Source organism: Microbacterium sp. Z10_103 (genome assembly GCF_058310455.1).
In genome coordinates, this window is record NZ_JBZEGK010000001.1 from 2,536,561 (window position 1) to 2,559,306 (window position 22,746).

Annotated in this window: 23 protein-coding genes; 8 read left to right on the forward strand and 15 right to left on the reverse strand. The window is 68.9% G+C overall.

What is annotated here, in order from left to right:
• Positions 1-53: 53 nt before the first annotated feature.
• The 4 genes from AC4FS2_RS12345 to AC4FS2_RS12360 form a co-directional block, all read right to left on the reverse strand.
• On the reverse strand, positions 54-1,022 hold the full coding sequence (locus tag AC4FS2_RS12345) for a zinc-dependent alcohol dehydrogenase (RefSeq protein WP_491177333.1): 969 nt from the start codon (positions 1,020-1,022) through the stop codon (positions 54-56).
• Positions 1,023-1,038: 16 nt separating this feature from the next.
• Positions 1,039-2,097 (reverse strand): 2,3-butanediol dehydrogenase, encoded by a 1,059-nt coding sequence (locus tag AC4FS2_RS12350; protein WP_491177336.1) that lies wholly within the window; start codon positions 2,095-2,097, stop codon positions 1,039-1,041.
• A 79-nt stretch (positions 2,098-2,176) separates the two neighbouring features.
• Positions 2,177-3,274 (reverse strand): zinc-dependent alcohol dehydrogenase, encoded by a 1,098-nt coding sequence (locus tag AC4FS2_RS12355; protein ID WP_491177338.1) that lies wholly within the window; start codon positions 3,272-3,274, stop codon positions 2,177-2,179.
• 34 nt (positions 3,275-3,308) lie between these two features.
• Positions 3,309-4,088 carry an SDR family NAD(P)-dependent oxidoreductase gene (locus AC4FS2_RS12360; RefSeq protein WP_491177340.1) on the reverse strand — a complete coding sequence of 260 codons (780 nt, stop codon included), beginning with the start codon at positions 4,086-4,088 and terminating at the stop codon, positions 3,309-3,311.
• Between the two features lie 319 nt (positions 4,089-4,407).
• Here AC4FS2_RS12360 and AC4FS2_RS12365 point away from each other — a divergent pair, with 319 nt between their 5' ends.
• Complete coding sequence (locus AC4FS2_RS12365; protein WP_491177342.1) at positions 4,408-4,857, forward strand: VOC family protein; 450 nt, start codon at positions 4,408-4,410, stop codon at positions 4,855-4,857.
• A 75-nt stretch (positions 4,858-4,932) separates the two neighbouring features.
• Here AC4FS2_RS12365 and mmsB read toward each other — a convergent pair whose 3' ends face one another.
• From mmsB to AC4FS2_RS12400, 7 genes are read right to left on the reverse strand one after another with little or no spacing between them, the layout of a single operon-like run.
• A complete protein-coding gene (mmsB, locus tag AC4FS2_RS12370) occupies positions 4,933-5,838 on the reverse strand; it encodes a 3-hydroxyisobutyrate dehydrogenase (RefSeq protein WP_491177345.1) in 906 nt (301 codons plus the stop codon).
• 40 nt (positions 5,839-5,878) lie between these two features.
• Entirely contained in the window at positions 5,879-7,009 is a 1,131-nt protein-coding gene (locus AC4FS2_RS12375) for an acyl-CoA dehydrogenase family protein (RefSeq protein ID WP_491156534.1), read from the reverse strand.
• A 14-nt stretch (positions 7,010-7,023) separates the two neighbouring features.
• Positions 7,024-8,523 carry a CoA-acylating methylmalonate-semialdehyde dehydrogenase gene (locus tag AC4FS2_RS12380; protein ID WP_491177349.1) on the reverse strand — a complete coding sequence of 500 codons (1,500 nt, stop codon included), beginning with the start codon at positions 8,521-8,523 and terminating at the stop codon, positions 7,024-7,026.
• Positions 8,524-8,535: 12 nt separating this feature from the next.
• On the reverse strand, positions 8,536-9,849 hold the full coding sequence (locus AC4FS2_RS12385; RefSeq protein ID WP_491177351.1) for a dihydrolipoamide acetyltransferase family protein: 1,314 nt from the start codon (positions 9,847-9,849) through the stop codon (positions 8,536-8,538).
• 11 nt (positions 9,850-9,860) lie between these two features.
• Entirely contained in the window at positions 9,861-10,832 is a 972-nt protein-coding gene (locus AC4FS2_RS12390; RefSeq protein WP_491177823.1) for an alpha-ketoacid dehydrogenase subunit beta, read from the reverse strand.
• 38 nt (positions 10,833-10,870) lie between these two features.
• Positions 10,871-11,977 carry a thiamine pyrophosphate-dependent enzyme gene (locus tag AC4FS2_RS12395; protein ID WP_491177353.1) on the reverse strand — a complete coding sequence of 369 codons (1,107 nt, stop codon included), beginning with the start codon at positions 11,975-11,977 and terminating at the stop codon, positions 10,871-10,873.
• Entirely contained in the window at positions 11,974-12,267 is a 294-nt protein-coding gene (locus AC4FS2_RS12400) for a hypothetical protein (RefSeq protein ID WP_491177355.1), read from the reverse strand. The genes AC4FS2_RS12395 and AC4FS2_RS12400 overlap by 4 nt, the downstream gene beginning before the upstream one ends.
• A gap of 172 nt (positions 12,268-12,439) precedes the next feature.
• On the opposite strand from AC4FS2_RS12400, the gene AC4FS2_RS12405 reads away from it, so the two are divergent.
• From AC4FS2_RS12405 to AC4FS2_RS12430, 6 genes are all read left to right on the forward strand, one after another.
• On the forward strand, positions 12,440-12,961 hold the full coding sequence (locus AC4FS2_RS12405) for an Lrp/AsnC family transcriptional regulator (RefSeq protein ID WP_491177358.1): 522 nt from the start codon (positions 12,440-12,442) through the stop codon (positions 12,959-12,961).
• 19 nt (positions 12,962-12,980) lie between these two features.
• Positions 12,981-14,507 (forward strand): amidohydrolase family protein, encoded by a 1,527-nt coding sequence (locus AC4FS2_RS12410; RefSeq protein WP_491177360.1) that lies wholly within the window; start codon positions 12,981-12,983, stop codon positions 14,505-14,507.
• 107 nt (positions 14,508-14,614) lie between these two features.
• Positions 14,615-15,310: an ABC transporter ATP-binding protein gene (locus AC4FS2_RS12415; protein ID WP_491177362.1), complete on the forward strand. Its 696-nt coding sequence runs from the start codon at positions 14,615-14,617 to the stop codon at positions 15,308-15,310.
• Positions 15,307-16,623, forward strand: a complete 1,317-nt coding sequence (locus tag AC4FS2_RS12420; RefSeq protein WP_491177364.1) for a permease — start codon at positions 15,307-15,309, stop codon at positions 16,621-16,623. The genes AC4FS2_RS12415 and AC4FS2_RS12420 overlap by 4 nt, the downstream gene beginning before the upstream one ends.
• An 84-nt stretch (positions 16,624-16,707) precedes the next feature.
• Positions 16,708-17,109 (forward strand): 4-fold beta flower protein, encoded by a 402-nt coding sequence (locus AC4FS2_RS12425; protein WP_491156516.1) that lies wholly within the window; start codon positions 16,708-16,710, stop codon positions 17,107-17,109.
• 9 nt (positions 17,110-17,118) lie between these two features.
• Positions 17,119-18,141 (forward strand): NADPH:quinone reductase, encoded by a 1,023-nt coding sequence (locus AC4FS2_RS12430; protein ID WP_491177366.1) that lies wholly within the window; start codon positions 17,119-17,121, stop codon positions 18,139-18,141.
• A gap of 21 nt (positions 18,142-18,162) precedes the next feature.
• Here the strand turns inward: AC4FS2_RS12430 and AC4FS2_RS12435 are convergent, their stop codons facing one another.
• Entirely contained in the window at positions 18,163-18,501 is a 339-nt protein-coding gene (locus AC4FS2_RS12435; RefSeq protein ID WP_491177369.1) for a winged helix-turn-helix transcriptional regulator, read from the reverse strand.
• A 76-nt stretch (positions 18,502-18,577) separates the two neighbouring features.
• Between AC4FS2_RS12435 and AC4FS2_RS12440 the strand changes: the two genes are divergently transcribed.
• Complete coding sequence (locus AC4FS2_RS12440) at positions 18,578-19,237, forward strand: FMN-dependent NADH-azoreductase (protein WP_491177371.1); 660 nt, start codon at positions 18,578-18,580, stop codon at positions 19,235-19,237.
• A 202-nt stretch (positions 19,238-19,439) separates the two neighbouring features.
• Here the strand turns inward: AC4FS2_RS12440 and AC4FS2_RS12445 are convergent, their stop codons facing one another.
• The 3 genes from AC4FS2_RS12445 to AC4FS2_RS12455 form a co-directional block, all read right to left on the reverse strand.
• Entirely contained in the window at positions 19,440-20,261 is an 822-nt protein-coding gene (locus AC4FS2_RS12445; RefSeq protein WP_491177374.1) for a hypothetical protein, read from the reverse strand.
• A complete protein-coding gene (locus AC4FS2_RS12450) occupies positions 20,261-20,995 on the reverse strand; it encodes an ABC transporter ATP-binding protein (protein ID WP_491177376.1) in 735 nt (244 codons plus the stop codon). The genes AC4FS2_RS12445 and AC4FS2_RS12450 overlap by 1 nt, the downstream gene beginning before the upstream one ends.
• A gap of 87 nt (positions 20,996-21,082) precedes the next feature.
• Positions 21,083-22,738 (reverse strand): ABC1 kinase family protein, encoded by a 1,656-nt coding sequence (locus AC4FS2_RS12455; RefSeq protein WP_491177379.1) that lies wholly within the window; start codon positions 22,736-22,738, stop codon positions 21,083-21,085.
• Positions 22,739-22,746: the final 8 nt, after the last annotated feature.

Below are 22,746 nucleotides of genomic sequence, written 5' to 3' on the forward strand. Positions count from 1 at the left end.
GGATACCGGCTCCTCATGCCCTGGCGTGAGGAGCCGGGTATCCGTTGTCAGACCTATGCGGTGAACTCGATGTGCGCCTTGATGGTCTCCGAGGGCCGCTGCGCCGCCTCCAGCGCAGCGATCGCGTCATCGACGCCGAATCGCTGGGTCACCAGTGACGACAGGTCGATTCCCGTCTGCGCCATGAACCGCAGCGTCTCGGGCCACACGCCGGGGGATCCGATCGAACCGGTGATCGTCAGCTCCTTGGACTGGATCAGGCCGAGCTTCGCCGGAGCGTCCCGGCCAACGTCGATCCCGATGTATCCGATGCGACCCTTGAAGGCCGCGATCTCCAGAGCCTGAGCCATGACTTCCGGTCGACCGGTGGCCTCCATGACCACACTCGCGCCTCGCCCGCCGGTTTCGTCGGCAAGCACGGACTCCAGTTCCTCGGGGGCGATCGCGCGGTACGCGCCCAGTGCCAGAGCCTTCTCGCGACGGTGTGCGCTGGGCTCCACCACGATCGTGCGCCCACCGAGGGCGACCGCACCTGCCGTGACGGCGAGGCCCACCGGACCGGCACCGAGCACGACGACCGTGTCGCTGGCGTTCACGTTGCCGACGCGCATGAGGGCGTAGTAGCCCACGCTGAAGGGCTCGACGAGCGCGCCGTTCGTCCAGGAGACCGCGTCGGGCAGCTCGTGGAGCCAGGACTCCTTCGCGACGAACAGTTCGGCGGCGGCGCCGCTGATCGAGAACCCGAAGTGATCGTCGCCGATCACGCACTCCCCCACGACCCGGTCCCCCGGCACGAAGCGGGTGACCTTCGAGCCGACTGCCGCCACCTCACCGGACCACTCGTGGCCCGGGATGATCGGATACTCGAACGGGATGATGTAGCGGCCCTCGAGCAATTCGATGTCGGAATGACAGACGCCCACAGAACGAGCCGCGACGAGCACCTCGTCCTCTCCGATTTCCGGTGTGGGCAGGTCGACGATGGACGGATCGCCGGCGGATTCGAAGCGCAATGCCTTCATGTGACTACCTTGCCTCTCAGTGTGCGCGAACCAGGACCTTGATCTGGTCCCCCGTGGGGGAGAGCAGGGTTTCGAAGCCCTGAGAGACGATGTCAGCCATGTCGATCCGCGCGCTGACGACCTTCTCGACATCCAGCCGCCCGCGCCCGATCAGGTCGATGATGCGCGGCCAGTCGGTGACCGGATAGCACCAGGTTCCGCGCAGGGTGATGTCACGCTCCGACAGCACCATCGGGTCGATCGCCGCCGGCTTCGTGTGCAGGCCGGTCTGGGCGATGGTGCCGGCGGCGCGAACGGACGCCAGCGCGGTCTGCAGCGCGACCTCATTGCCCGAACATTCGATGACGGCATCGACTCCGATACCGCCGGTACGGTCCTTGAGCTCTGCGGCGACATCCGTGGAACGAGGATCCAGAAGCTCGCCCACGTCGAGCGACCGTGCGAGCTCCTGACGCTTCGGATTCACTTCCGACATGTACACGGTGGCCCCCAGCGAAGCCGCGTACATCGATGCGAGCGCCCCGATCGGGCCCAGTCCCGTCACCAGCACCGTGTCGCCCGGTCGCACGCCGGCCTTGTCCACGCCGTAGGCGGCGACCGCGGTCGGCTCGACGAGAGCGCCCTGGATGTCACTCATGGAGTCGGGCAGCTTGGCGACCTTCGACTCGTGCACCACGCACTGTTCGGCGATGCCTCCCCAGGAATCGCTGAGACCGATGCACGCCATCGAGACGCAGAGGTGGTTGAGTCCGCGCTGGCAGAAGTAACAGGTTCCGCAGAACAGCAGTGGCATGACGGATACGCGATCTCCGGCGCGTACCGAGCGGACTGCTGCACCGACCTCGAGCACTTCCCCGGAGAACTCGTGGCCGAGGATCTGGGGCGCGACCGATCCGTTGAGCCGGTGCGGGCTGGTGGGGATGACGATGGGGCCGACGGCGTACTCGTGGAGATCCGTTCCGCAGATCCCGCACCAGAAAGGCTTCAGCCGCACCTCGTGCGGGCCGACGGATCCCGGTTCAGCGACATCCTCTACTCGGATGTCTTTCGCATCGTGGAAAACAGCCGCTTTCATGGCAGAACCATCTCTCTTTGTCTGATGGGGGTCGTGGTCTGGATGGTGGGACGATATTCGATGGATCGGACGTCGACGGTCACAACGTGCGGGTCGGGTCGAACAGCACCTTGCCGGTGATCTTCCCGTGAGCCAGTCGGGCGATCTGGTCCGGGACCGCGTCCAGACCGTACACGGCCTCGACGAGTTCTTCCCCGAGGTTGGTCGACGCAAGGATCTCGAGGGCCGGAGCCATGTCCTGGTGGCAGACATGGGCGACGGTCGTCGCGATGGTCACCTCCTGCAGCACGAGGTGGTGGACATCGATCTCCTGCCGAGTCGCGGGCAGTCCCACGGCGAGGATGGTTCCGCCCGGCCGCACCAGATCGAGTGCGGCGGCCAACTGGCCGGACGCGCCCGTGGCTTCGATGACGATGTCCGCGCCCCGCGCGCCCACGACCTCGCGGAGGTTGGTGGGCGTCATGGCGTCCACGGGGACCACCCGGGTCGCCCCGAGGCGGAGCGCGCGATCCAGGCGCTCCCCGGCGAAGTCCACCACTGTGATGTCCGCGCTGACCAGCGAGACGAGCCCGGCGAGGATGAACGTACCGATCGCTCCGGCGCCGTAGAGGACGATCCGGTCGCCCTCGTGGGGCTTGGCTTGCCGTGCCGCGTGGAGGCCCACCGCGAGTGGCTGCGCCACCCCGGCGGCGTCGAGGCTGCAGCCTTCCGGGACACGGACCAGCGTCGAGACGGGTACCGCGACATACTCGGCGAGGCCGCCGTCGATATTCAGTCCGTAGGTGGCGTAGCGATCACAGAGGTTCGTCCGCCCCTCCAGGCACCGTGGGCACTCGCCGCACGAGACACCCGCGCCGGAGGCCACACGGTCGCCGACGGCGAATCCGTCGTCGGCGCCAGCCGAAAGCTCGACGATCTCGCCGATGAATTCGTGGCCGAGGATGAGGGGACCTTGGTGGCCGCTCTGCGGGCGGGCGCGCTCGATCGGGAACAGAATCGGCCCGGCCTTCCACTCCGTCGCATCCGTTCCGCAGATGCCGCTGCGGAGGACCTTGAGCAGCGCCTGACCCTCGCCGGCCGTCGGGATCGGACGTCGCTCGATCCGCACGTCGCCGCGACCGTGGTAGACGGCCGCCGTCATCGTTTCGTCAATGCCGTTGGCCATGGTGACGTTCACGTTCTTCTCCAGATCTCTGCGGACGCTGAACCGGTCAGACGAGGATCATGCCGCCTTCGATGGGGATGATCTGGCCGGTGATGTAGTCGGAGTCGCTGGCTGCGAGGAAGATGCCCGTCGGGACGATGTCCTCCGGGTCTGCGGGGCGCCCGAGGATGATGCCGCTCGACATGGAGTCGAAGCCGTTCTGACCCTCGCCGATCTCGTCCAGTTCTCTGTCCAGCTTCGTCCAGAGCGGCGTGGCGACCACACCGGGCGCGAAGCCGTTCACCGTGATCCGGTCGGCGGCGAGAGCGCGCGCGGAGGCCTGGGTGAGGGAGATGACGGCGGCCTTCGCGGCGCTGTAGGGCGCGAAACTCGAGAAGCCCTGACGCCCGGCGATCGAAGCGGTGTTGACGATCTTGCCGCCCCCGCCCTGGGCGATGAACTGCTTCGCGGCCTCTTGTGTCCCGATGAGGACTCCGAGCGCGTTCACCTTCATCACCAGCTCGAAATTCTCCTCGCTGATGTCCAGGAACTTCATCGGGGCGTTCATGCCCGCGTTGTTGAAGTACGCATCCAGGCGGCCGTACGCGGCCACCGCAGCGGCGATGCCGGAGCGCACGGATTCGCGATCCGTGACGTCCACGCGGGCCGCCGTCGCCTGACCGCCGGACTCGGTGATCTCCTGCGCGACCGCTTCCGCGGATGAGATGTTGAGGTCCGCGATGACGACGTTCGCTCCCTCGTGGGCAAAGCCCTTCGCAAGCGCGGCGCCGATGCCCGATGCTGCGCCCGTGACCACGATCGTGCGGCCTTCAAGCCGTCCTGTCATTGGATGCTCCTTTGATTCCTGACCAGGTCCGTCGCCATGTGGAAACCGGACCGACAGCTGTTCACTATAACTGAACTGCGCCGACATCCCGATGAGGTCCATTGAACACGCGCTCCTCGGCTCGCCAGCGTGCGCTCGGACTGCATGCCGCCGATCTCTGCTGATTTCCGGGGTCCCGGAGGCCGCGGGGAGCGCGCGGTCTCCGCTGCCTGACACGGTGTGGGCGGATGCGGTGGCAATAGTGTTGAGTGTGAGCGGATGAGAGTCCGCGACGCGGCTGCACACCACAGACGCGGCTGCACACAACAAAGGAGTTGCCATGACCTTCGCCATCCAGGGCGTCCACCATGTCGGCATTACCGTTCGCGACATGAAGCGGTCGTTCGAATGGTATTCACGGATGTTCGGGTTCACTCCGGGGCCGATCAATCAGGGATCCGGGCCGGAGCTGGAGCGCGGAGTGCAGGTGCCTGGAGCCGAGCTGTCGTTCTCGATGATCCGGGTCGGGAACGTCAACATCGAGTTCCTGGAGTATCACCGTCCCGCCGGCAAGGACTGGGATCGCACGAATGCGGATGTCGGCGCCTCGCACATCTGCTTCGAAGTGGACGATATCGAGGCGGCGTTCCGCGACCTGAGCAGCCGCGGTGCGGTCTTCAGCGGCCCCCCGGTCACCCTGACCGAGGGGGATGTCGCCGGGTCTCGCTGGGCGTACCTGCGCGACCCCGATGGGATCCAGTTGGAGATCTGGCAGTACCCGAAGGCGTAACCCCACCCCGGCTGATGGCGCACGTGCTGTCTCAACCGCGGGAGGAGTGACACCGGGCCACTCACCGCGGTCAGGTCAGCTCGCGCTGTCCGCGCGGATGGTGTGGATGATCGCGGAGAAGTCCTGTGCGCCGCCCGCCCCGTCGGCGAACTCGCGATAGATCTCTCGCGCGAGCATGCCCAGCTTCGCGTCCACGCCGGTGAGGTCGATCGCCGCCTCGGCCAGCCCGAGATCTTTCGACATGAGGGCGCCGGCGAAGCCGGGCTGGTAGTCGCGGTTGGCCGGGCTCGTGGGCACCGGCCCCGGCACCGGGCAGTTCGTCGTGAGCGCCCAGCACTGCCCCGACGCGTTGGATGCGACGTCGAACAGCGCCTGATGCGACAGGCCGAGGCGCTCGCCGAGAACGAAGGCCTCCGCCACGGCGATCTGGGTGACGCCGAGGATCATGTTGTTGCACACCTTGGCCGCCTGTCCGAGGCCGGGTCCCCCGCAGTGGACGATGCGCCGTCCCATGCGCTCCAGGAGAGGCAAGGCGGCAGCGAACGCCTCTTCCGACCCTCCGACCATGAAGGCGAGGGTCGCTCCCTCCGCGCCCACGACGCCCCCGGACACCGGAGCATCCAGGCTGCGATGTCCCGCCGCGGCGGCGAGCGCGTGCGCGGCGCGGGATTCGTCGACGGCGATCGTCGACGAATCGATGAAGAGGGTGTTCGGCCGTGCGGATGCGAGCAGACCGGGCGCATCCTCGCCGCCGGTGTACGCGTCGATGACATGACGGCCGGTGGGCAGCATCGTGACGACCACCTCGGCGTCGGCCACCGCGTCGCTGGAGGTGGCCGCCACCGCGATCCCGGCCGTCCGCGCAGCCTCCCGTGCGGCCGGGACCACGTCGAATCCGGTCACGGTGTGCCCGGCGGCGGCGAGGTTCTTCGCCATCGGCAGGCCCATGTGGCCGAGTCCGAGGAACGCGATCGTGGTCATTTCTTCTCCTTCGGTGTGGGGGTCACCTGGGTGCGGAGGGTCATCGGGGGTCCAGGAGACTGCGCCCGACGATGAGACGCATGATCTCGTTCGTGCCCTCCAGGATCTGGTGCACCCGCAGATCGCGCACCACACGCTCGATTCCGTACTCCTGCAGGTAGCCGTACCCGCCATGCAACTGCAGCGCCTGATTGGCGACCTCGAATGCCGCGTCGGTCGCGAACCGCTTCGCCAGCGCGCACGATGCGGCCACCCCGGGTGCCCCGGCGTCGAGGTCGCTGGCAGCGCGCTCGAGGAGGGCGCGAGCGGCCTGCAACTGCGTTTCCATGTCGGCGAGGGTGAACAGCACGCTCTGGTTGGCGGCGAGGGGCGCTCCGAAGGCGTGGCGGTCCTGAACGTACCTGCGCGCACGGTCGAATGCCCACTGCGCCCCGCCCAGCGAGACGGCGCCCATGTTGAGACGGCCGCCGTTGAGGCCCTTCATGGCGATACCGAAACCGTCGCCCTCCTCCCCCAGGCGAGAGGAGACGGGCACCCGCACGTCTTCGAGGATCACCTGACGCGTCGGTTGGGCGTTCCAGCCCATCTTCTTCTCGTTCGGACCGAAGCTCAGACCGGGCGTGCCGTCGGGAACGAGGATGGCGCTGATCCCGCCCGCCCCCGCCGCACCGGTACGGGCCATCACGACGTAGACCGCCGAGGAGCCGGCACCCGAGATGAACTGCTTCACGCCGTTCAGCACGTATTCGTCGCCCTCGCGCCGCGCGGATGTCGTGAGCGCCGCGGCGTCGGAACCCGCGCCCGGCTCGGTGAGGCAATAGCTGCCCAGCTGGGTCATCGCCGTGAGACCGGGAAGCCATTCCTCCCGGTGGGCGGGCGTGCCGAAGGAATCGATCATCCACGCGACCATGTTGTGGATGGAGATGTAGGCGGCGATCGTGGTGTCGCCGCCGGCCAGTGCCTCGAAGATGGCGACCGCATCCAGTCGGGTGAGACCGGCGCCGCCACTCTCCTCGCGTACGTACACGCCGCCGAGTCCCAGCTCGCCCGCCGCGGCCAGCGCGTCGACGGGGAAATGCTTCTGCGCATCCCACTCGGCGGCATACGGAGCCAAGGCGACATCGGAGAAGTCACGGACCGCTTCGACGAGGGCGGCGCGTTCGTCTGTCATCTGCGCGTACATGTTCAGTGCATCGTCGGAATGACGAAGCTTGCTCCTTCCTTGATACCCGACGGCCAGCGGGTCGTGACCGTCTTGGTCTTCGTATAGAACCGGAACGCGTCGGGACCGTGCTGGTTGAGGTCACCGAATCCTGACCGCTTCCAGCCGCCGAACGTGTGATAGGCGATCGGCACGGGAATCGGAACATTGACGCCGACCATGCCCACGTTCACGCGCGTGGAGAAGTCCCGGGCGGCGTCCCCGTCCCGCGTGAAGATCGAGACGCCGTTGCCGAATTCGTGGTCGGATGCCATGGCCAGCGCCTGCTCGTAGTCATCCGCCCGAGCAATGATGAGCACGGGTCCGAAGATCTCCTCCCGGTAGATCGTCATGTCGGTGGTGACGTGGTCGAAAAGCGTGGGTCCCAGGTAGAAGCCGTTCTCGTAGCCCTCGACGGTGTAGCCCCGGCCGTCGGCGAGGAGCGTGGCGCCCTCCTCGATGCCCTTCTGGATGTACCCGCTGACGCGCTCGACGGCGTCCCGGCTCACGAGCGGGCCGTAGTCGACCCCGTCGGCGAGCGCCGGACCGATCTTCAGTGAGGTGACGCGCTCGGCCAGCTTGGCGGAGAGGGCGTCCGCGGTCGCTTCGCCCACCGGCACGGCCACGGAGATCGCCATGCAGCGTTCGCCGGCGGAGCCGTAGCCGGCGCCGATCAGCGCATCGGCCACCTGCTCGAGGTCGGCGTCCGGCATCACGATCATGTGATTCTTGGCACCGCCGAAGCACTGCGCGCGCTTGCCGTTCGCGGCCGCGGTGGCGTAGATGTACTGCGCGATCGGGGTCGATCCGACGAACCCCACCGCTTTCACCCGGTCGTCGTGCAGGAGCGCGTCCACCGCCTCCTTGTCACCGTTCACCACGGTGAAGACGCCCTCCGGAAGGCCCGCCTCGAGAAACAGCTCCGCGATGCGCAGCGGCACCGAGGGGTCGCGCTCGCTGGGTTTGAGGATGAAGGAATTGCCCGCCGCGAGGGCGGGTCCGGCCTTCCACAGGGGGATCATCGCCGGGAAGTTGAACGGCGTGATACCGGCGACCACGCCCAGTGGCTGGCGCAGTGAATGCACGTCGATGCCGGTGCCCGCGCCGGTGGTGAACTCGCCTTTGAGGAGGTGCGGCGCACCCGCGGCGAACTCGATCACCTCGACGCCGCGCTGGATGTCGCCCTTGGCATCGTCGACGGTCTTGCCGTGCTCGCTGGAGAGGAGCCTGGCCAGGTGGTCCATGTCTTTCGCGATGAGGTCGAGAAAGCGCAGGAGCACCCGCGCGCGGCGCTGCGGGTTCCACCCGCCCCACACGAGCTGTGCCTCTTCGGCATTGTCGATCGCGGCTTCGACCTCCGCGGTGCTGGCCAGCGGGACGCGCGCCTGAACCTCGCCGGTCGACGGGTCGAACACGTCTCCGAAGCGGCCGGATGTGCCGGCGACGTGCTTCCCCCCGACGAAATGGGTCAGTTCTCTCATCACGTTCTCCTTCAGTCAGACCATGGTCAGGGCGCGTGCCGGATCCGCGAGAATCGCACCGAGCTCCGCCAACACGGTAGATCCGAGTTCGCCGTCCACCAACCGGTGGTCGAACGACAGCGCGAGCTGGGTGACCTGGCGCGGCACTATTGTGCCCGCCACGACCCACGGCATCTCCCGGATTGCGCCGAAGGCGAGGATCGCGGCTTCGCCGGGGTTGAGGATGGGGGTCCCCGCGTCCACTCCGAGCGCGCCGATGTTCGTGATGGTGAGAGTTCCCCCGCTCATCTCCGCCGGACTGGTCCGGCCCGCCCGCGCCTTCTCGACCAGCTGACCGAGGGCGTCGGCGAGGCCGGCGAGGTCGAGCGTGTCGGCGGCCTTGATGTTCGGCACGAGCAGTCCGCGTGGGGTCGCGGCGGCGATGCCCAGGTTCACATGTCGATACTGGATGATCTCCTGCGCCGCTTCGTCCCAGGAGGCGTTGATGGCGGGATGGCGGCGGATGGCGAGCAGGAATGCCCGCGCCACCAGCAGAAGGGGGTTCAGCCGGACCCCCTGGAATGCTCGATCGGCCTTCAGCCGGGCGAGGAAGTCCATCGTCGGCGTCACGTCCACCGTCAGCCAGACCGTCGTGTGGGGAGCGGTGAAAGCGGAGCGCACCATCGCCTCCGCCGTCGCCTTCCGGACCCCCCGGATAGGGATGCGCAGATCGCCTTCCTCCGACGGGGACGCGGGGCTGGACGCGGACGCCGCATCCTCGCTCGCCGCGGCCGTTGCCAGCAGAGCATCGCGATGCACGACGCCGGACGCATCCGCCGGGACCCCCGCAAGGTCGACGCCCAGCGATCTGGCCAGGGCCCGCACGGGCGGCTTCGCGCGGGGACGGTCGGGTGCGTCGGCGGACAGGGATGCCGCCCCGGAGACTCCGAGCCGCCGCTTGCGCGGCTGGGCTGCGGTGGGCCCGGTGCCGACCAGGACGAGCGGCTTCTCGTCCGCTTCCGTCCGCTCCTCAGCCGTGCGGGCCGGCTCCGCCGCCGAGTCCGGCGCGGCCGGCGCGGAGGGCTGGAGGCCGACGGCGGACACGTCGCTTCTGTCGCCCAGGGTGACGAGAACGGTTCCGACGGGCACCGTGGCGCCGGCATCCACATGAATCGACAGCACCGTACCGGCGATCGGCGAGGGAAGCTCCACGACGGCTTTGGCAGTCTCCACCTCGACGAGCAGATCGTTGATGCCGACGGTGTCACCCTCGGCCACGAGCCAGGTCAGGACGTCGGCCTCGGTGAGCCCCTCTCCCACGTCCGGGAGTGCGAATTCCACGACGGGCATGGTCGGCCTTTCTAGAAGTTGAGCGCGCGGTCGACGGCATCGAGGATGCGGTCGACGTCGGGCAGGAAGTGGTCCTCGAGGTCCGCCGCGGGGTACGGCATGTTGTAGGCGCCCACGCGCAACACCGGTGCCTCCAGCTCGTAGAAGCACGCCTCCGTCACGGCGGCGGCGATCTCCGCGCCGATTCCGAGAAACGTCGACGCCTCATGCACGACGACCATGCGCCCGGTACGGCGGGCGCTCTCGCGCAGCAGCGGCAGATCCAGCGGCGAGATCGAGCGGAGATCGACCACCGACACCGAGAACCCGTCTTCCTCCGCGGCCTGTGCGGCGGCGAGCGCGGTCGCGACCGATGGGCCGTGAGCGACGAGCGTGCAGTCGGTACCCTCCCTGACCACAGCGGCCTCGGAGAGGGCTCGGCTCGGCTGCGTCCGCACGGGGGCCTTCTCCCAGTAGCGCCGCTTGGGCTCGTAGAAGATGACCGGATCATTGGATCGGATCGCCTGCTGGATCATGTGGTACGCGTCATCAGGATTCGAGCACGAGACCACCCGGAGACCTGCGGTGTGCGCGAAGTACGCCTCGTTCGACTCGCTGTGGTGCTCAACGGCCCCGATGCCGCCGCCGGCGGGGATGCGGATGACGATAGGAAGCGCGATGCGCCCGCCCGATCGCGCGCGCAGTTTCGCCAGCTGACTGACGATCTGGTCGAACCCGGGGTAGACGAATCCGTCGAACTGGATCTCGCACACCGGACGGAATCCGCGCAGGGCGAGCCCGATGGCGGTTCCGATGATCCCCGACTCCGCCAGCGGGGTGTCGATGACCCGGCGAGGGCCGAACTCGGCGCGCAGGCCGTCGGTGACACGGAAGACCCCGCCCAGCACACCCACGTCCTCCCCCATGAGGACGACACGATCATCGTCCGCCATGGCCTGGCGAAGGCCGGCGTTGAGGGCCTTCGCGAGAGTGAGGGTTCCCAGGGTGTCCTCCACCGCGTTCACGGAATCGAGCACGGCGCTCACATCCCCTCCATTCCGGCGGCTCGGCGCGCCCGCTCCAGGCGTTCCTCTTCCAGAAGCGGATGCGGTTCGGCGTAGACGGCATCGAACAGGTCGTCGAAGTCGGGACCGGTGAGCGCGCGACACTCGGCACGGGTCGTCTCGGCGAGCTTCTCCAACGATTCGTCGAGGCGATCGAACCACCGGGCGGGTGTCCCGGTGGTCTCGAGGAGTACGCGGAGTCGGGTCAGCGGATCGCGCGCGGTCCACGCGTCCACGTCGGAATCGTCGCGATATCGCTTCGGATCGTCGGAGCTGCTGTGTCCGGCCAACCGGTACGTCTGGGCCTCGACCAACACCGGGCCGTTGCCCGCGCGCGCGTACTCGACCGCCTGGCGGGTCACCTCGTGCACCGCCAGCGCGTCGTTGCCGTCGACGTGGAAGCCGGGGATCCCGAAGCCCGCCGCGCGCCGATGCAGCGGCGATCCCATCTGGGTGTGTGTCGGGGTGGAGATCGCCCACTGATTGTTCTGTACGAAGAAGAGCACCGGCAGCCGCGCGGCGGCCGCCCAGTTGAGCGCCTCATTGACGTCGCCTTCGCTCGCCGCGCCGTCACCGAAGTACACCGCGACGACCTCGTCCGCGCCTTCCAGCGCGACGCCGGCCGCGTAGCCGACGGCGTGGAGCGTCTGCGTGCCGAGCACGAGCGAGTAGATGTGGAAGTTCGACTGCTCGCTGCTCCACCCGGCATGAGTGACCCCTCGCCACTGGGCCATCAGTTCGCTCGGGGTGAGCCCGCGCACGAGCCCCACGGCGTGCTCGCGGTAGCTGGGGAAGATGTGGTCGGAGTCGCGCAGTGCGCGAGCGGAGCCGACCTGAGCCGCCTCCTGCCCCCAGGACATGAGCCACAGCTTCAGCTCACCCTGCCGCTGCAGGGCGAGCGCTTCCCGGTCGAATCGGCGCGCCCGCGCCATGTCGCGGTACAGCTGGCGGGCCAGCACCACGTCGACTCCGTGCTCGGCGCCCTCGACCGTGAGCTGGCCGTCCGGCGCCACGAACTGCGTCGCGGGGAGGGCCGGCTCGGGTCGCGCGGGCGAGATCAGCCGGGGAAGAGCGGGGGCGGTCATGACGGCTCCTGCGACGTGGGCGCGGTGACCTCGTATCCCGTCACGCCGACGGTGTTCGAGAGGGTGAGGGCGAGCGTGTGCAGGCGCGGCTCGGTGGTCTCCACCGTCGCCTCCATCCGCCGGGAGGACCCGGCCGAGGAGTAGGTGGCGTGGAGGATCTCGACCTGGCGGCGATGGAAGATCGACACCAGGCGCAGGAGACCTTCGGCGTCGCTGCTGTGGACCGTGACGGTGACAACGGAGCGTCGGACATCCTCCGTCGACGGCCGCCCCTGCACGACTGTGCTCATCGACGACCTCCTCGTTCAGCGACGCCCCGGCTCGCTCGCACCGATCCGGGAAAACAACTGCAGTGTCAGCTATGTTGGAAATACCTAGGCACAGTGTCAAGTGATGTGTTCACAACTATTCACTTCGGAGACTTAATGCCGACGATGTCCCCCGGAGGTGTGCGAATTGCCAATGATCGACAGGCTCGACGCAGAGATCATCAGCAAGCTGGCCGAGAATGCGCGCATCGGCATCGCCGAACTCGCCGCGGACCTCGGGGTGAGCCGGACCACCGTGCAGCTTCGGCTCCGCAAGCTGGAGGACGAGGGCGTCCTGCTCGGCTTCCAGCCCATCGTCAATCTGAGCAAGATGGGAGCGCCCGTCGAAGCGCTCGTGACGCTCGAGATCGACCAGCGACGCATGGGTTCGATCGTGCGCGGGCTGCATGCGTTACCGGAGGTCCTCGAAGTGCGCATCCAGGCCGGCCGGGAGGACCTGCTCGCGCACGTGGGGATCGGCTCGCTCGAGGAGCTTCAGGTGCTCACGGCGGCGATCGTCGCGATCGAGGGGGTGCGCAAGACGACGTCGACTTTCACGGTCTCCACGCCCGTCCGCTACCGCCTGGCACCGCTCCTGCGTAAACTCACCCGCGAGTCGGGCTGGGGGCGTGCCAATCCGGCGCCGACCGACCTCGACGCGGCCCCCGGCCGCTAGTACCGCTGGGAGCGCATCCGTGTTCGAGGTTGTCGACCAGTCTCCGGCGCAGCCGTGCGAGGTGCTCTTCGTCAGGGGGCGGGTCATCGATCCGGAGACCGGGCTCGATGCGATCCGCAACGTCGGCATCCGCAACGGCTCGATCAGCTACGTCGGTGCGGAGCATCCGGCCTCGGATCTGATCGTGGACGTGAGCGGATGCGTCGTATCGCCCGGGTTCATCGACCTCCACAGCCACGCTCAATCCCCGACCGGGGCACTGCTGCAGGCGCAGGACGGCGTCACCACGGCTCTCGACCTGGAGGGCGGAGCCCTCCCGGTCGGCCTCGTCTACGAGCGCGCCGAGGCGGAGGGCCGACCGATCAACTTCGGGTTCTCGTCGTCGTGGGCGCTGGCACGGATGCATGTGCTGGATGGTGTCGAGCTCCCCGGCGCGAATTCGCCCGAGCCCCTCCCCGAACCGATCCACCTGTTCGAGGACAACCTGACCGGCCCGCGCTGGAATTCCCTCGCCACCGATCGCGAGGTGTCCGCGATCCTGGACCGCGTAGAGGAAGGGGTTTTCGAAGGCGGCATCGGCATCGGGGTCCTCCTGGGGTACTCGCCGCAGTCGGGACGCGACGAGTTCTATCGCACCGCCCTGCTGGCCGAGAAGCTGGGGGTGCCCGCCTTCACCCACGCGCGACAGATGTCGAACGTCGAGCCGGGCTCGTCATTGGACGGCGTTCTGGAGATCATCGCGGCTGCCGCGGGTACGGGGGCGGCCCTGCACATCTGCCACATCAACAGCACCTCGCTTCAGCGCATCGACGACATCGCGGCCGCCGTCGAGGGTGCCCAGTCCCGCGGCAACCGCGTCACGACGGAGGGTTATCCCTACCCTCGCGGGTCGACGGGCGTGGGAGCCGCCTTCTTGGACCCTGGCAGCCTGCATCGCCTGGGGATCACGCCGCAGTCCATCCAGTACCTGCCCACCGGCGAGCGCGTCGCCGATGCGGAACGTCTGGCCGCGCTGCGTCGCACCGACCCGGCGGGGCTGTGCATCATCGACTTCCTCGACACCGACGACCCGACGCAGTTCGCGATGCTGATGCGCGGACTCACCCTTCCCGGCGGGGCGATCGCCTCCGATGCGATGCCTCTCACCTACGGCGCGCGCCGCCTCCACGACGAGTGGCCGGTTCCGGAAGGGGCCGTCGCCCACCCGCGGAGTGCGGGATGCTTCGCCCGCCTCTTCGCCTGGCTCGTCCGCGAGCTGGGCGTGTTCACGCTCGCCGAAGCCGTCCGCCGTGTCACCTATATTCCGGCCTCGCTTCTGCAGGAATCCGTGCCGGCGATGCGCACCAAGGGTCGCGTGCAGGTGGGAGCCGACGCAGACCTCACCATCTTCGACCCCGAGACCGTCTCCGACCTGGCGACGTTCGAGGAGATGAGGGCGTCCACGGGCTTCCGGCACGTCCTGGTCGGTGGGGCATTCGTCGTGCGCGACGGCGGGATCGTCGCATCCAGCCGCCCCGGCCGCGCGGTCCGCAGCGCGGTGCGGTAACGGCCCCCGCAGCACACCGCGGATGTCAGCCCCGAGGATGACGCGCAACTCAGGACGTCACTCCCCCGGACGACGACACCGCGGAGGGCGACGGCGAGGCTGGGACCATGAATTCCTCAGTGCTGCATGCCAGCGGACTCGTCAAGACCTTCGGATCGACCTCGGCCCTCGCCGGAGTGGATCTCACCATCCGCCGCGGGGAGTCGGTGGCGGTCATGGGGGCGTCCGGATCGGGCAAGACCACCCTGCTGCACGTGCTCGCGGGAATCATCCAGCCCGATCGGGGTCGGGTCGCCTTCGCCTCGGCCGCCGGCGCGTCCGTCGATGTCACCGCTCTCGGAGAGACGGGCCGATCCCGGCTCCGCCGGGAGAGCTTCGGCTTCGTCTTCCAGCAGGGTCTTCTGATCCCCGAGCTGACGGCGATCGAGAACGTCGCCATCGCCGTGATGATCACCGGGCGCGGACGTGCCGAGTCGATGGAGCGCGCGTCATCCTGGCTCAGCGCCCTCGGACTCGCCGGCTGGGAAGATCGCCGCATCGGCGAACTCTCCGGCGGGCAGGCGCAGCGGGTGGCCATCGCGCGTGCCCAGGTCACCGGCGCGGAGGTGGTGTTCGCTGACGAGCCGACCGGGGCGTTGGACTCACGGACCTCGTCCGACGTCATGGATGCCCTCCTGTGGGCGACGACCCAGCAGGGGCGCACCCTTGTGGTGGTGACGCACGACGCCGACGTCGCCGCGCGCTGCTCCCGGACGATTTCGGTGAGCGACGGACGTCTCGTCACCGAGGGGGTGTCGGCATGAACCCCCGCGTGCTCATGCTGCTGATGCGGCCGTCCCCGGGCCAGAACGACGTGCTTGCCCTGCCGATCATCGCCTTTGCGACCGTCAGCGCTCTCGTTCTCACCGTCGTGGGCGGCGCGCAGTCGTTCTGGACGTGGACGGACCCCGAGGCACCGATCTATCACGCGCTGGCCGCCATCGCGCTCGTGCTGCTCGTGGTGCCCCTCGTCACCCTCGGTGGGGCGGCCGCGCGGCTGTCGGCCCGGCGCCGGGACGAGCGGCTCTCGACCCTTCGGCTGCTGGGCGTCTCACCCGCCGGCGTGGTGGGAGCGACCGTCGTGGAGTCCGTCGCCCTCGCCGCAGTCGGCGCCGTGGTCGGGTTCGTCATGCACCTCCTGCTGGTTCCGCTGGTCGGGCTCATCCCGTTCCGGGGCGAAGCGCTCGGGGCCGGTTCCGTCCTCCTCCCGGCACCGACCGTCGTCGCGGTCATCGCCGGGGTCGTGCTCCTGGCCGCCGGGAGTGCCGCTGTCGGACTGCGCAAGGTCGTCATCTCGCCGCTGGGAGTGCGCACCTGCGCGGTGGCCGGAAAAGCGCACTGGATGCGCGCGGTCGTCACCGTGATCGCCCTCGTCGCTGCATTCGTGCTCATCACCGTGGTTCCGCATGCGACAGGGATGCTGCCGACCATCGTCGTGCTGACGATCGTGTTCGCGGTCGCCTTCGGGGTGCTCAACGTCGTGGGCCCGTGGGTACTGGGAGTCCAGGCTCGGCGACAGCTGCGCCGCGCGAACCAGCCCCACCACCTGCTCTCGGCGCGGACGGTGCTCGAGTCACCGAAGGCGGCCTGGCGTCAGGTCAGCGGGATCGCGATGACGAGCTTCATCGCGGTGTTCGCCGGAACCGCGGTCGCGGCGCTCGAGGTCATGGGCACCGGTTCAACGGAGGACGTCCAGCTGGCCGCCGACATCGGCACCGGTGTGATGATCACCCTCGTCGCGTCGTTTCTCACGGTCGCGGCGTCCGTGGGGGTGAACCAGGCCGCCGAGATCCTGGACCGCCAGGAGCTGCACCGGAGCCTTCACCGGCTGGGGATGCCCGTCGGAACGGTGGAGCAGGCACGTCGGCGCGCCATCATGAGCCCCCTGCTCCTCACCGCGATCGGCTCCGCCCTCTGCGCGGGCGCGATGATCTTCCCGCTGCTGGGCATCGCGCTCATCACCGCCCCGGTGTCGCTCCTCACGATCACGACGGTCGTGGCGGTCGGAATCGAGATCGTGTGGCTCAGCACCCGGGCGACCCGGCCGATCCTCCGCCGCGCGTTCGCCGCGGCGTGAATGTCGCGGATTCCGCGCATCCTTTCGGCGCGCCGCACGCCGCGGGGAGTTGCCGCGGAGCGGTGGACCTGGTTGGCTCAGGTTATGACTCTTTCGCCGATCTTCAACCGCGAGGGTCGTGTGACGGGCTGGTCCGAAGCCGACCGACTCTACTCCGCCGATGGCCAGCCGATCGGCTGGAGCCGCGACGGGGCTGTGTACGCCTCCGACGGCGCCCATGTGGGATGGCTCGAACGCGGGCAGTTCCGTGACGCCGCCGGATGCGTGGTCGCCTGGACGACCGGAGCGGTGGGTAGCCCCGCGAAGCCGAAGGTGCAGGATCCGGTGCGCAGCCCCGTGACAGGCCCGATTCCGAGGAAACCGAGTTTCTCCCGACGGATGAGCCGGGTGCCTTTCGTTCCGCTGTGGAGCGAGCGCGAGTGGGACACGTACCTCCGTCAGGAGGCCGAGGCGGGCGCCTCGCCCAGCCGTACTCTCGGCTTGTAACGTGCGGGCATGAAAGCGATCGCGTACTCCTCTCACGGCGACTCCTCGGTCCTCTCCCTCGTCGACCGGGAACCTAGCGAACCCGGCCCCGGCGAGGTACGCGTGCGGATCGTCGTGTCCGGCGTCAACCCCACGGACTGGAAGGCGCGAACAGGGTCCACCCGGCGCGACGACTTTCCCGAGATCGTTCCGAATCAGGATGGCGCCGGGATCGTGGATGCCGTGGGCGACGGGGTGAGCGGCCTCAGCGTCGGCGACCCGGTGTGGATCTACCTCGCGCAGCATCAGCGCCCCACGGGCACCGCGCAGGAGCAGGTCGTGATCCCGGCGGAGCGTGCTGTGCGGCTCCCCGACGGCGTGGACATGGCAGTCGGCGCGTCGCTCGGAGTCCCGGCGATGACCGCGCACCGCACGCTCACGGTGCACGAGGACGGGCCGGCGCGTCTGCATCCCGGCGCGCTCGCCGGCCGCACGGTCCTCGTTGCGGGCGGCGCCGGCGCGGTGGGGCACGCGGCGATCCAGCTTGCACGCTGGGCGGGCGCGACCGTTCTTGCCACCGTCTCCTCGCCCGCGAAGGCAGCTCTCGCCCGCGCCGCGGGAGCACAGCACGTCATCGACTACACGCGGGAGGACGTCGCCGCGCGGATCGGTGAGATCGTGCCGAGCGGCGTCGACCACATCGTCGAGGTCTCGATCGCCGCGAACGCCGGGATCGATGCCGCCGTGGCGGCCAATCATGCCTCGATCGCCTACTACGCCGACGACGGCGGCGACCACTTCTCCATGCCCTCACGCCCGACGTTCGCAAAGAACGTCCGCGTGCAGGGAGTCCTGCTCTACACAGTCGGCCAGAAGGCGTGGGAGGCAGCCGCAGCGGACATCACCGCGGCTCTGGATGCCGGCGCGCTCCCCGTCGGAGAGGACGCCGGACTGCCGCTGACCTGGTTCCCGCTCGCCGAGACCGCCGCTGCGCACGATGCGGTCGAGCAGGGCGCGGTCGGCAAGGTGCTCATCCGAGTGACCGACCTGTAAGGCGGTCTCCGATCGGCGCGCTCAGTGGACGAGGTTCCTCTCAGCCCACTCGCCGAGCTGCTGGAGCAGGGGTACCAACTCCTCACCCGCCGGTGTGAGGGCGTACGCGACCGAGACCGGCGGCCCCGGCTCGACGGTGCGGGAGAGGAGCCCCGCGTCGGCCAGCTCTGACAGCCGATCCGACAACACGGCGTCACTGATGCCAGGGACGGCTCGGCGGAGGAGAACGAAAGAGAGCGCCCCGCCGCTCAGCCCGTCGACGATCATGCCGTTCCACCGTTTGCCCAGCACGGAGAACGCGAGAGTCACGGCCGCATCGCAGACGCGCGGGTCGTGCGCCACCTGCAACTCCGCATCCATGCCTCGATTCTACCGTGCTAGCCTCGACGAGTCGCTCTGTTTTTCTTAGCGACTAATACAAACTTCGGGAGTTCACGTGACGTTGTTCCGCCTGGATGCCAGCATCCTTCCCTCCACCTCTGCAAGCCGGTCCCTCGGCGACCTCGTCGAACAGGAGTGGACGTCCGCTCACCCCGACTCGACCGTGATGCGACGCGACCTGGCGGCGAACCCGATCCGGTCGACCGCCTGGCAGGACGTCGTCATCGGCTCCCAGCTGCCGGAGTCCGAACGCACCGAAGGCCAGCGCGAAGCGATCGCCCTCGCCGCCTCCATCGCCGACGAACTCATCGGAGCGGACGCACTCCTGTTCGCCGTTCCGCTCTACAACTACGGCGTCTCCCAGCACTTCAAGATCTGGTTCGACCTCGCCTACGCCGACCCCCGCATCAATCCGCGGGGCACGGCGCTCCGCGGAAAGCCGGCCACACTGGTCACGGTGCTGGGCGGCAACTACAACCCGGGAAGCCCCAAGGAGGGCTGGGACCACTCCACCGGCTGGCTTCGCCGCGTGCTCGAAGACGTCTGGGGGCTTGACCTGCGGGTCGTTCAGCGGCCTTTCACCCTCGTCGGCGTGGACTCCGCGCTCGACGCGTTCACCGACGTGGCCGCGGCCATCAAGTCGGAGGCCGAGACCGGCGCACGCCGGTCGGGTCGCGAGCTGGCCGAGCTGCGCGGAAACCAGTCCGCGGCCTGAGGCACCGCAGGGCGCTCCTCGCCTGAGCCGAGGAGATCGGCTGAAGCGAGGCCCGCTATGGCCGATCTCGTCCTCGCGCCGGCGGATGTCCTCGGCCGGGGCGAGGAGAGCCTGCCGAGTCCCCGTCCACGAAGAAGCCCCCGCCGAGCCGCGTTCTCACGCGACCCGGCGGGGGCTTCTTCGTCGTGCCCGGGCGGACAGGTCAGAGGTCGCGGCGACGAAGGGCCACGGTGGCCGCTCCGAGGACGATGACGACCCATCCGGCGAGAGCAGCGAGCGCGGCCAGTGGGGCGATGGCTCCGGGGGTGGCGCCGATCGCGGTCTGGCTGAGCGTGAGCGGGAGCAGCTGCCCCCACACCGGCTGCGTGCCGGTGGCAAGGCCCACGAAGCTCTGCACCAGCAGCTCGAGCACGACCACGCCGAGCATGATCAACACGCCCGCGAGTTGGTTACGCGCCAGCACGCCCACACCGAGGCCCACGAGGGCCAGAAGCGCGACGACGACGGCACCCTGCGCGAGCACGGTCGCGATCTCGCCCCATCCGAGAACGAGCGTGGCGCCGGCAGCGGGAAGGGAGAAGAGGAGGGTGATGAGGCTCACCAACGCATAGGCCAGCCCCAGAACCAGCCCGGTGGCACCGGTGGCCAGCGCCTTCGCGGCGAGGATCCGGCCCCGACGAGGCTCGGCGAGGGCTGTCGGTACGATGCCGCCGAACCGGAAGTCGGTCGTTCCGGCCAGCACACCCAGCACCAGCACCGCCAGCGATGCGATACCCAGCGATCCGCCCCCTTCGCTGACGCCGAGTGGGCTCAAGGCGGCCAACTGCGCGGCGGCCGTGGTGAGGTCGTACGCAGGCAGGTCACCGTCGAGCGCCGCGGCGCCGGGGCCGATGGCGCCGCTCTCCAGAGCAGGAAGCAGGGTGACCAGCGTGAGTTGCGTGCCGATCAGCCCGATGATCCCGACGGCCAGAGCGACCTTCGTCGCCGCCGTGGTCGTCAGCTTGAGAAGTTCTCCGCGAAACATCAGTGCACTCCATCCGTTGTCGAGGTGACATCGAGATAGAAGCGCTCGAGGTCTCCGTTGTGTGTTGCCACGAGCGACGCCATGTCGCCCGCTGCGGCGACGCGCCCTTGCGCGATCACCACCACGTCGTCCGCGATGAGTGCGATCTCCGACAGCAGATGTGAGGAGATCAGCACGGTGCCGCCTCCGTCGGCGAACGCCCGGAGGCGTTCTCGCAGCCAGTGGACACCCTCCGGATCGAGGCCGTTGGCCGGCTCGTCGAGGACGAGGATCTCGGGGTCCCCGAGGAGCGCGGCTCCCAGCGCGGTGCGCTGTTTCATGCCCAGCGAGTACCCCGACACGTGCCGTCGTGCGGCGGAGGTCAGCCCGACCTCCTCGAGCACGGCGTCCACGCGCTCCGGCGAGGCGCCGATCTGCGACGCGATGATGCGCAGATGGTTTCGGCCGCTGCGTCCGGGGTGCAGGCCGCCGCCGTCGAGCATGGCGCCGACGGTCTGTCCGGGATGCGGCAGCGCCGAGTAGGGGCGGCCGTGGATCGACACCGTACCGGCGTCGGGGGCGACGAGCCCGAGGATCATTCGAAGGGTGGTCGTCTTGCCGGCGCCGTTCGGCCCGAGCAGCGCGGTCACCCGACCGGCGCGGACGTCGAACCCGACGTCCTCCACGGCCGTGTGCGCTCCGAAGCGCTTGGTCAGCCCGCGGACGGCGATGGCTGAGGGAGTGTTTTCGTCCATGCCCTCAGCCTTCTCGCGACGGCCACCGGGCACCCCCTCCCGGAGGACAGTCCGCCCCTGTCCGAGCGGATGGAGAGGCAGCGGAGGTCAGTTCGGCCCTGAGCGATGCCGCGCCGTCCACAGCAGGTACCCGCTCAACGTCGTGACGACGGTGACGCCGGCGCCCAGGAGGGTACTCTGCCGGGAACGCCACCGGGAGTCTCCCGCGATGAGCTTGCCCACGGTGTTGATCACGGCGGCGGTGAGAACCCCGGCGACGAGCCGGTTTCCGATCCGCTCGGCCCGGGCGACGAGAGGCTCCAGCTCTGCCGCCCGCAGGTGCACCTGCAAGCCGTTGCGGTCCAGGTCGTCGATCGCCCGGCGGAGGCGCGTGGGCAGCTCCAGTGCCAGGGCACTGGCGTCGGCGGAGGCACGGGCAACACGGTTCGCGATGGCCGACGGAGCGAACCGTTCTCGCACCAGCCGCCGGGTGTACGGAGTGAGCACGGAGGTCAGGTCGAACTCCGGGTCGAGCTGCACGCCCATGCCCTCGATCATCATGAGGACCTTGAAGATCAGGGACACCTCACGCGGCATCTGCAGCCGTTGCTCCCGGAGCACGACGAGCAATTCGCTCGCCAGGCGGGCGAACCCCACCTCGCTGAGCGAACGATCCGCGTACAGGGCGATGAACGACGTCAGCGCTTCGCGGAAGGCATACCGGTCCACGTTGCCCCTCGTCACCGAGACACCCTCCAGCGCGTCGGCCAGGCTATCGGGGTTGCGGAGGGTGAACGCGATGAGGAAGTCCGCGAACCGGTCGCGAAGTTCCTCGGTGATCTCACCGACCATGCCGAAGTCGATCAGCGCGATGCGCCCGTCCGGGTGCACGAAGAGGTTGCCCGGGTGGGGGTCGGCGTGAAAGAAGCGGTGCTCGAAGATCATGCTCAGCACGATGTCGGCCCCGCTGCGCGCCAGAGCGCGCCGGTCGACACCGGCGGCGTCGAGGGCGGCGAGATCATTGATCTTGATGCCGGTCATCCGCTCGAGCGTGAGGACGCGTGACGTGGTTCTCTCCCAGAAGACCCGCGGGATCAGGACCTCGGGCCGATCGGCGAACTGGGCGGCGAACCGCTCCGCGTTCTGTGCCTCGCGGTGGTAGTCCAACTCGGCCCGGAGGGTCCGCGAGAACTCCCGGACGATACCCCGGATGTCGTAGGCCCGCGCCGGCGCCCACGCGCGGGCCGCGCGGGCAGCGAGGCTGTTGAGGATCTCCAGGTCTTCCTGCACCTGCCGGACGGCATCGGGGCGGCGCACCTTCACCACCACCGAGGTACCGTCCTCCAGCCTCGCGGCGTGCACCTGCCCGATCGATGCGGACGCCAGCGGGTCCCACTGGAACTCCGCGAACAGCTCCTCCGGCTCGGCTCCGAGTTCGTGTGTGATGATCTCCCGGACATCCGCGGCGGGCACCGGCGGCGCCGCATCCTGGAGCTTCGACAGCTCGATGATGTAGGCGGGCGGCAGCAGGTCGGGTCGAGTGGAGAGCAGCTGGCCCAGCTTGATGAAGGTGGGGCCGAGCTCCTCGAGGGCGACGCGGAGCCGCTGCGCCACCGTGTACGGCGGAGTGCTCGGGTGGGCTGCGTCGCGACCGCGACGAGTGGGCACCCACTTGCTGATGCCGGTGGCTCCGGCCAGGAAGCCGAGCCCGTGCCGAGCCAGCGTGTCGGCGATTTCCTGATACCTGCTGAAGTGGGTCCTCACCTGCGGGC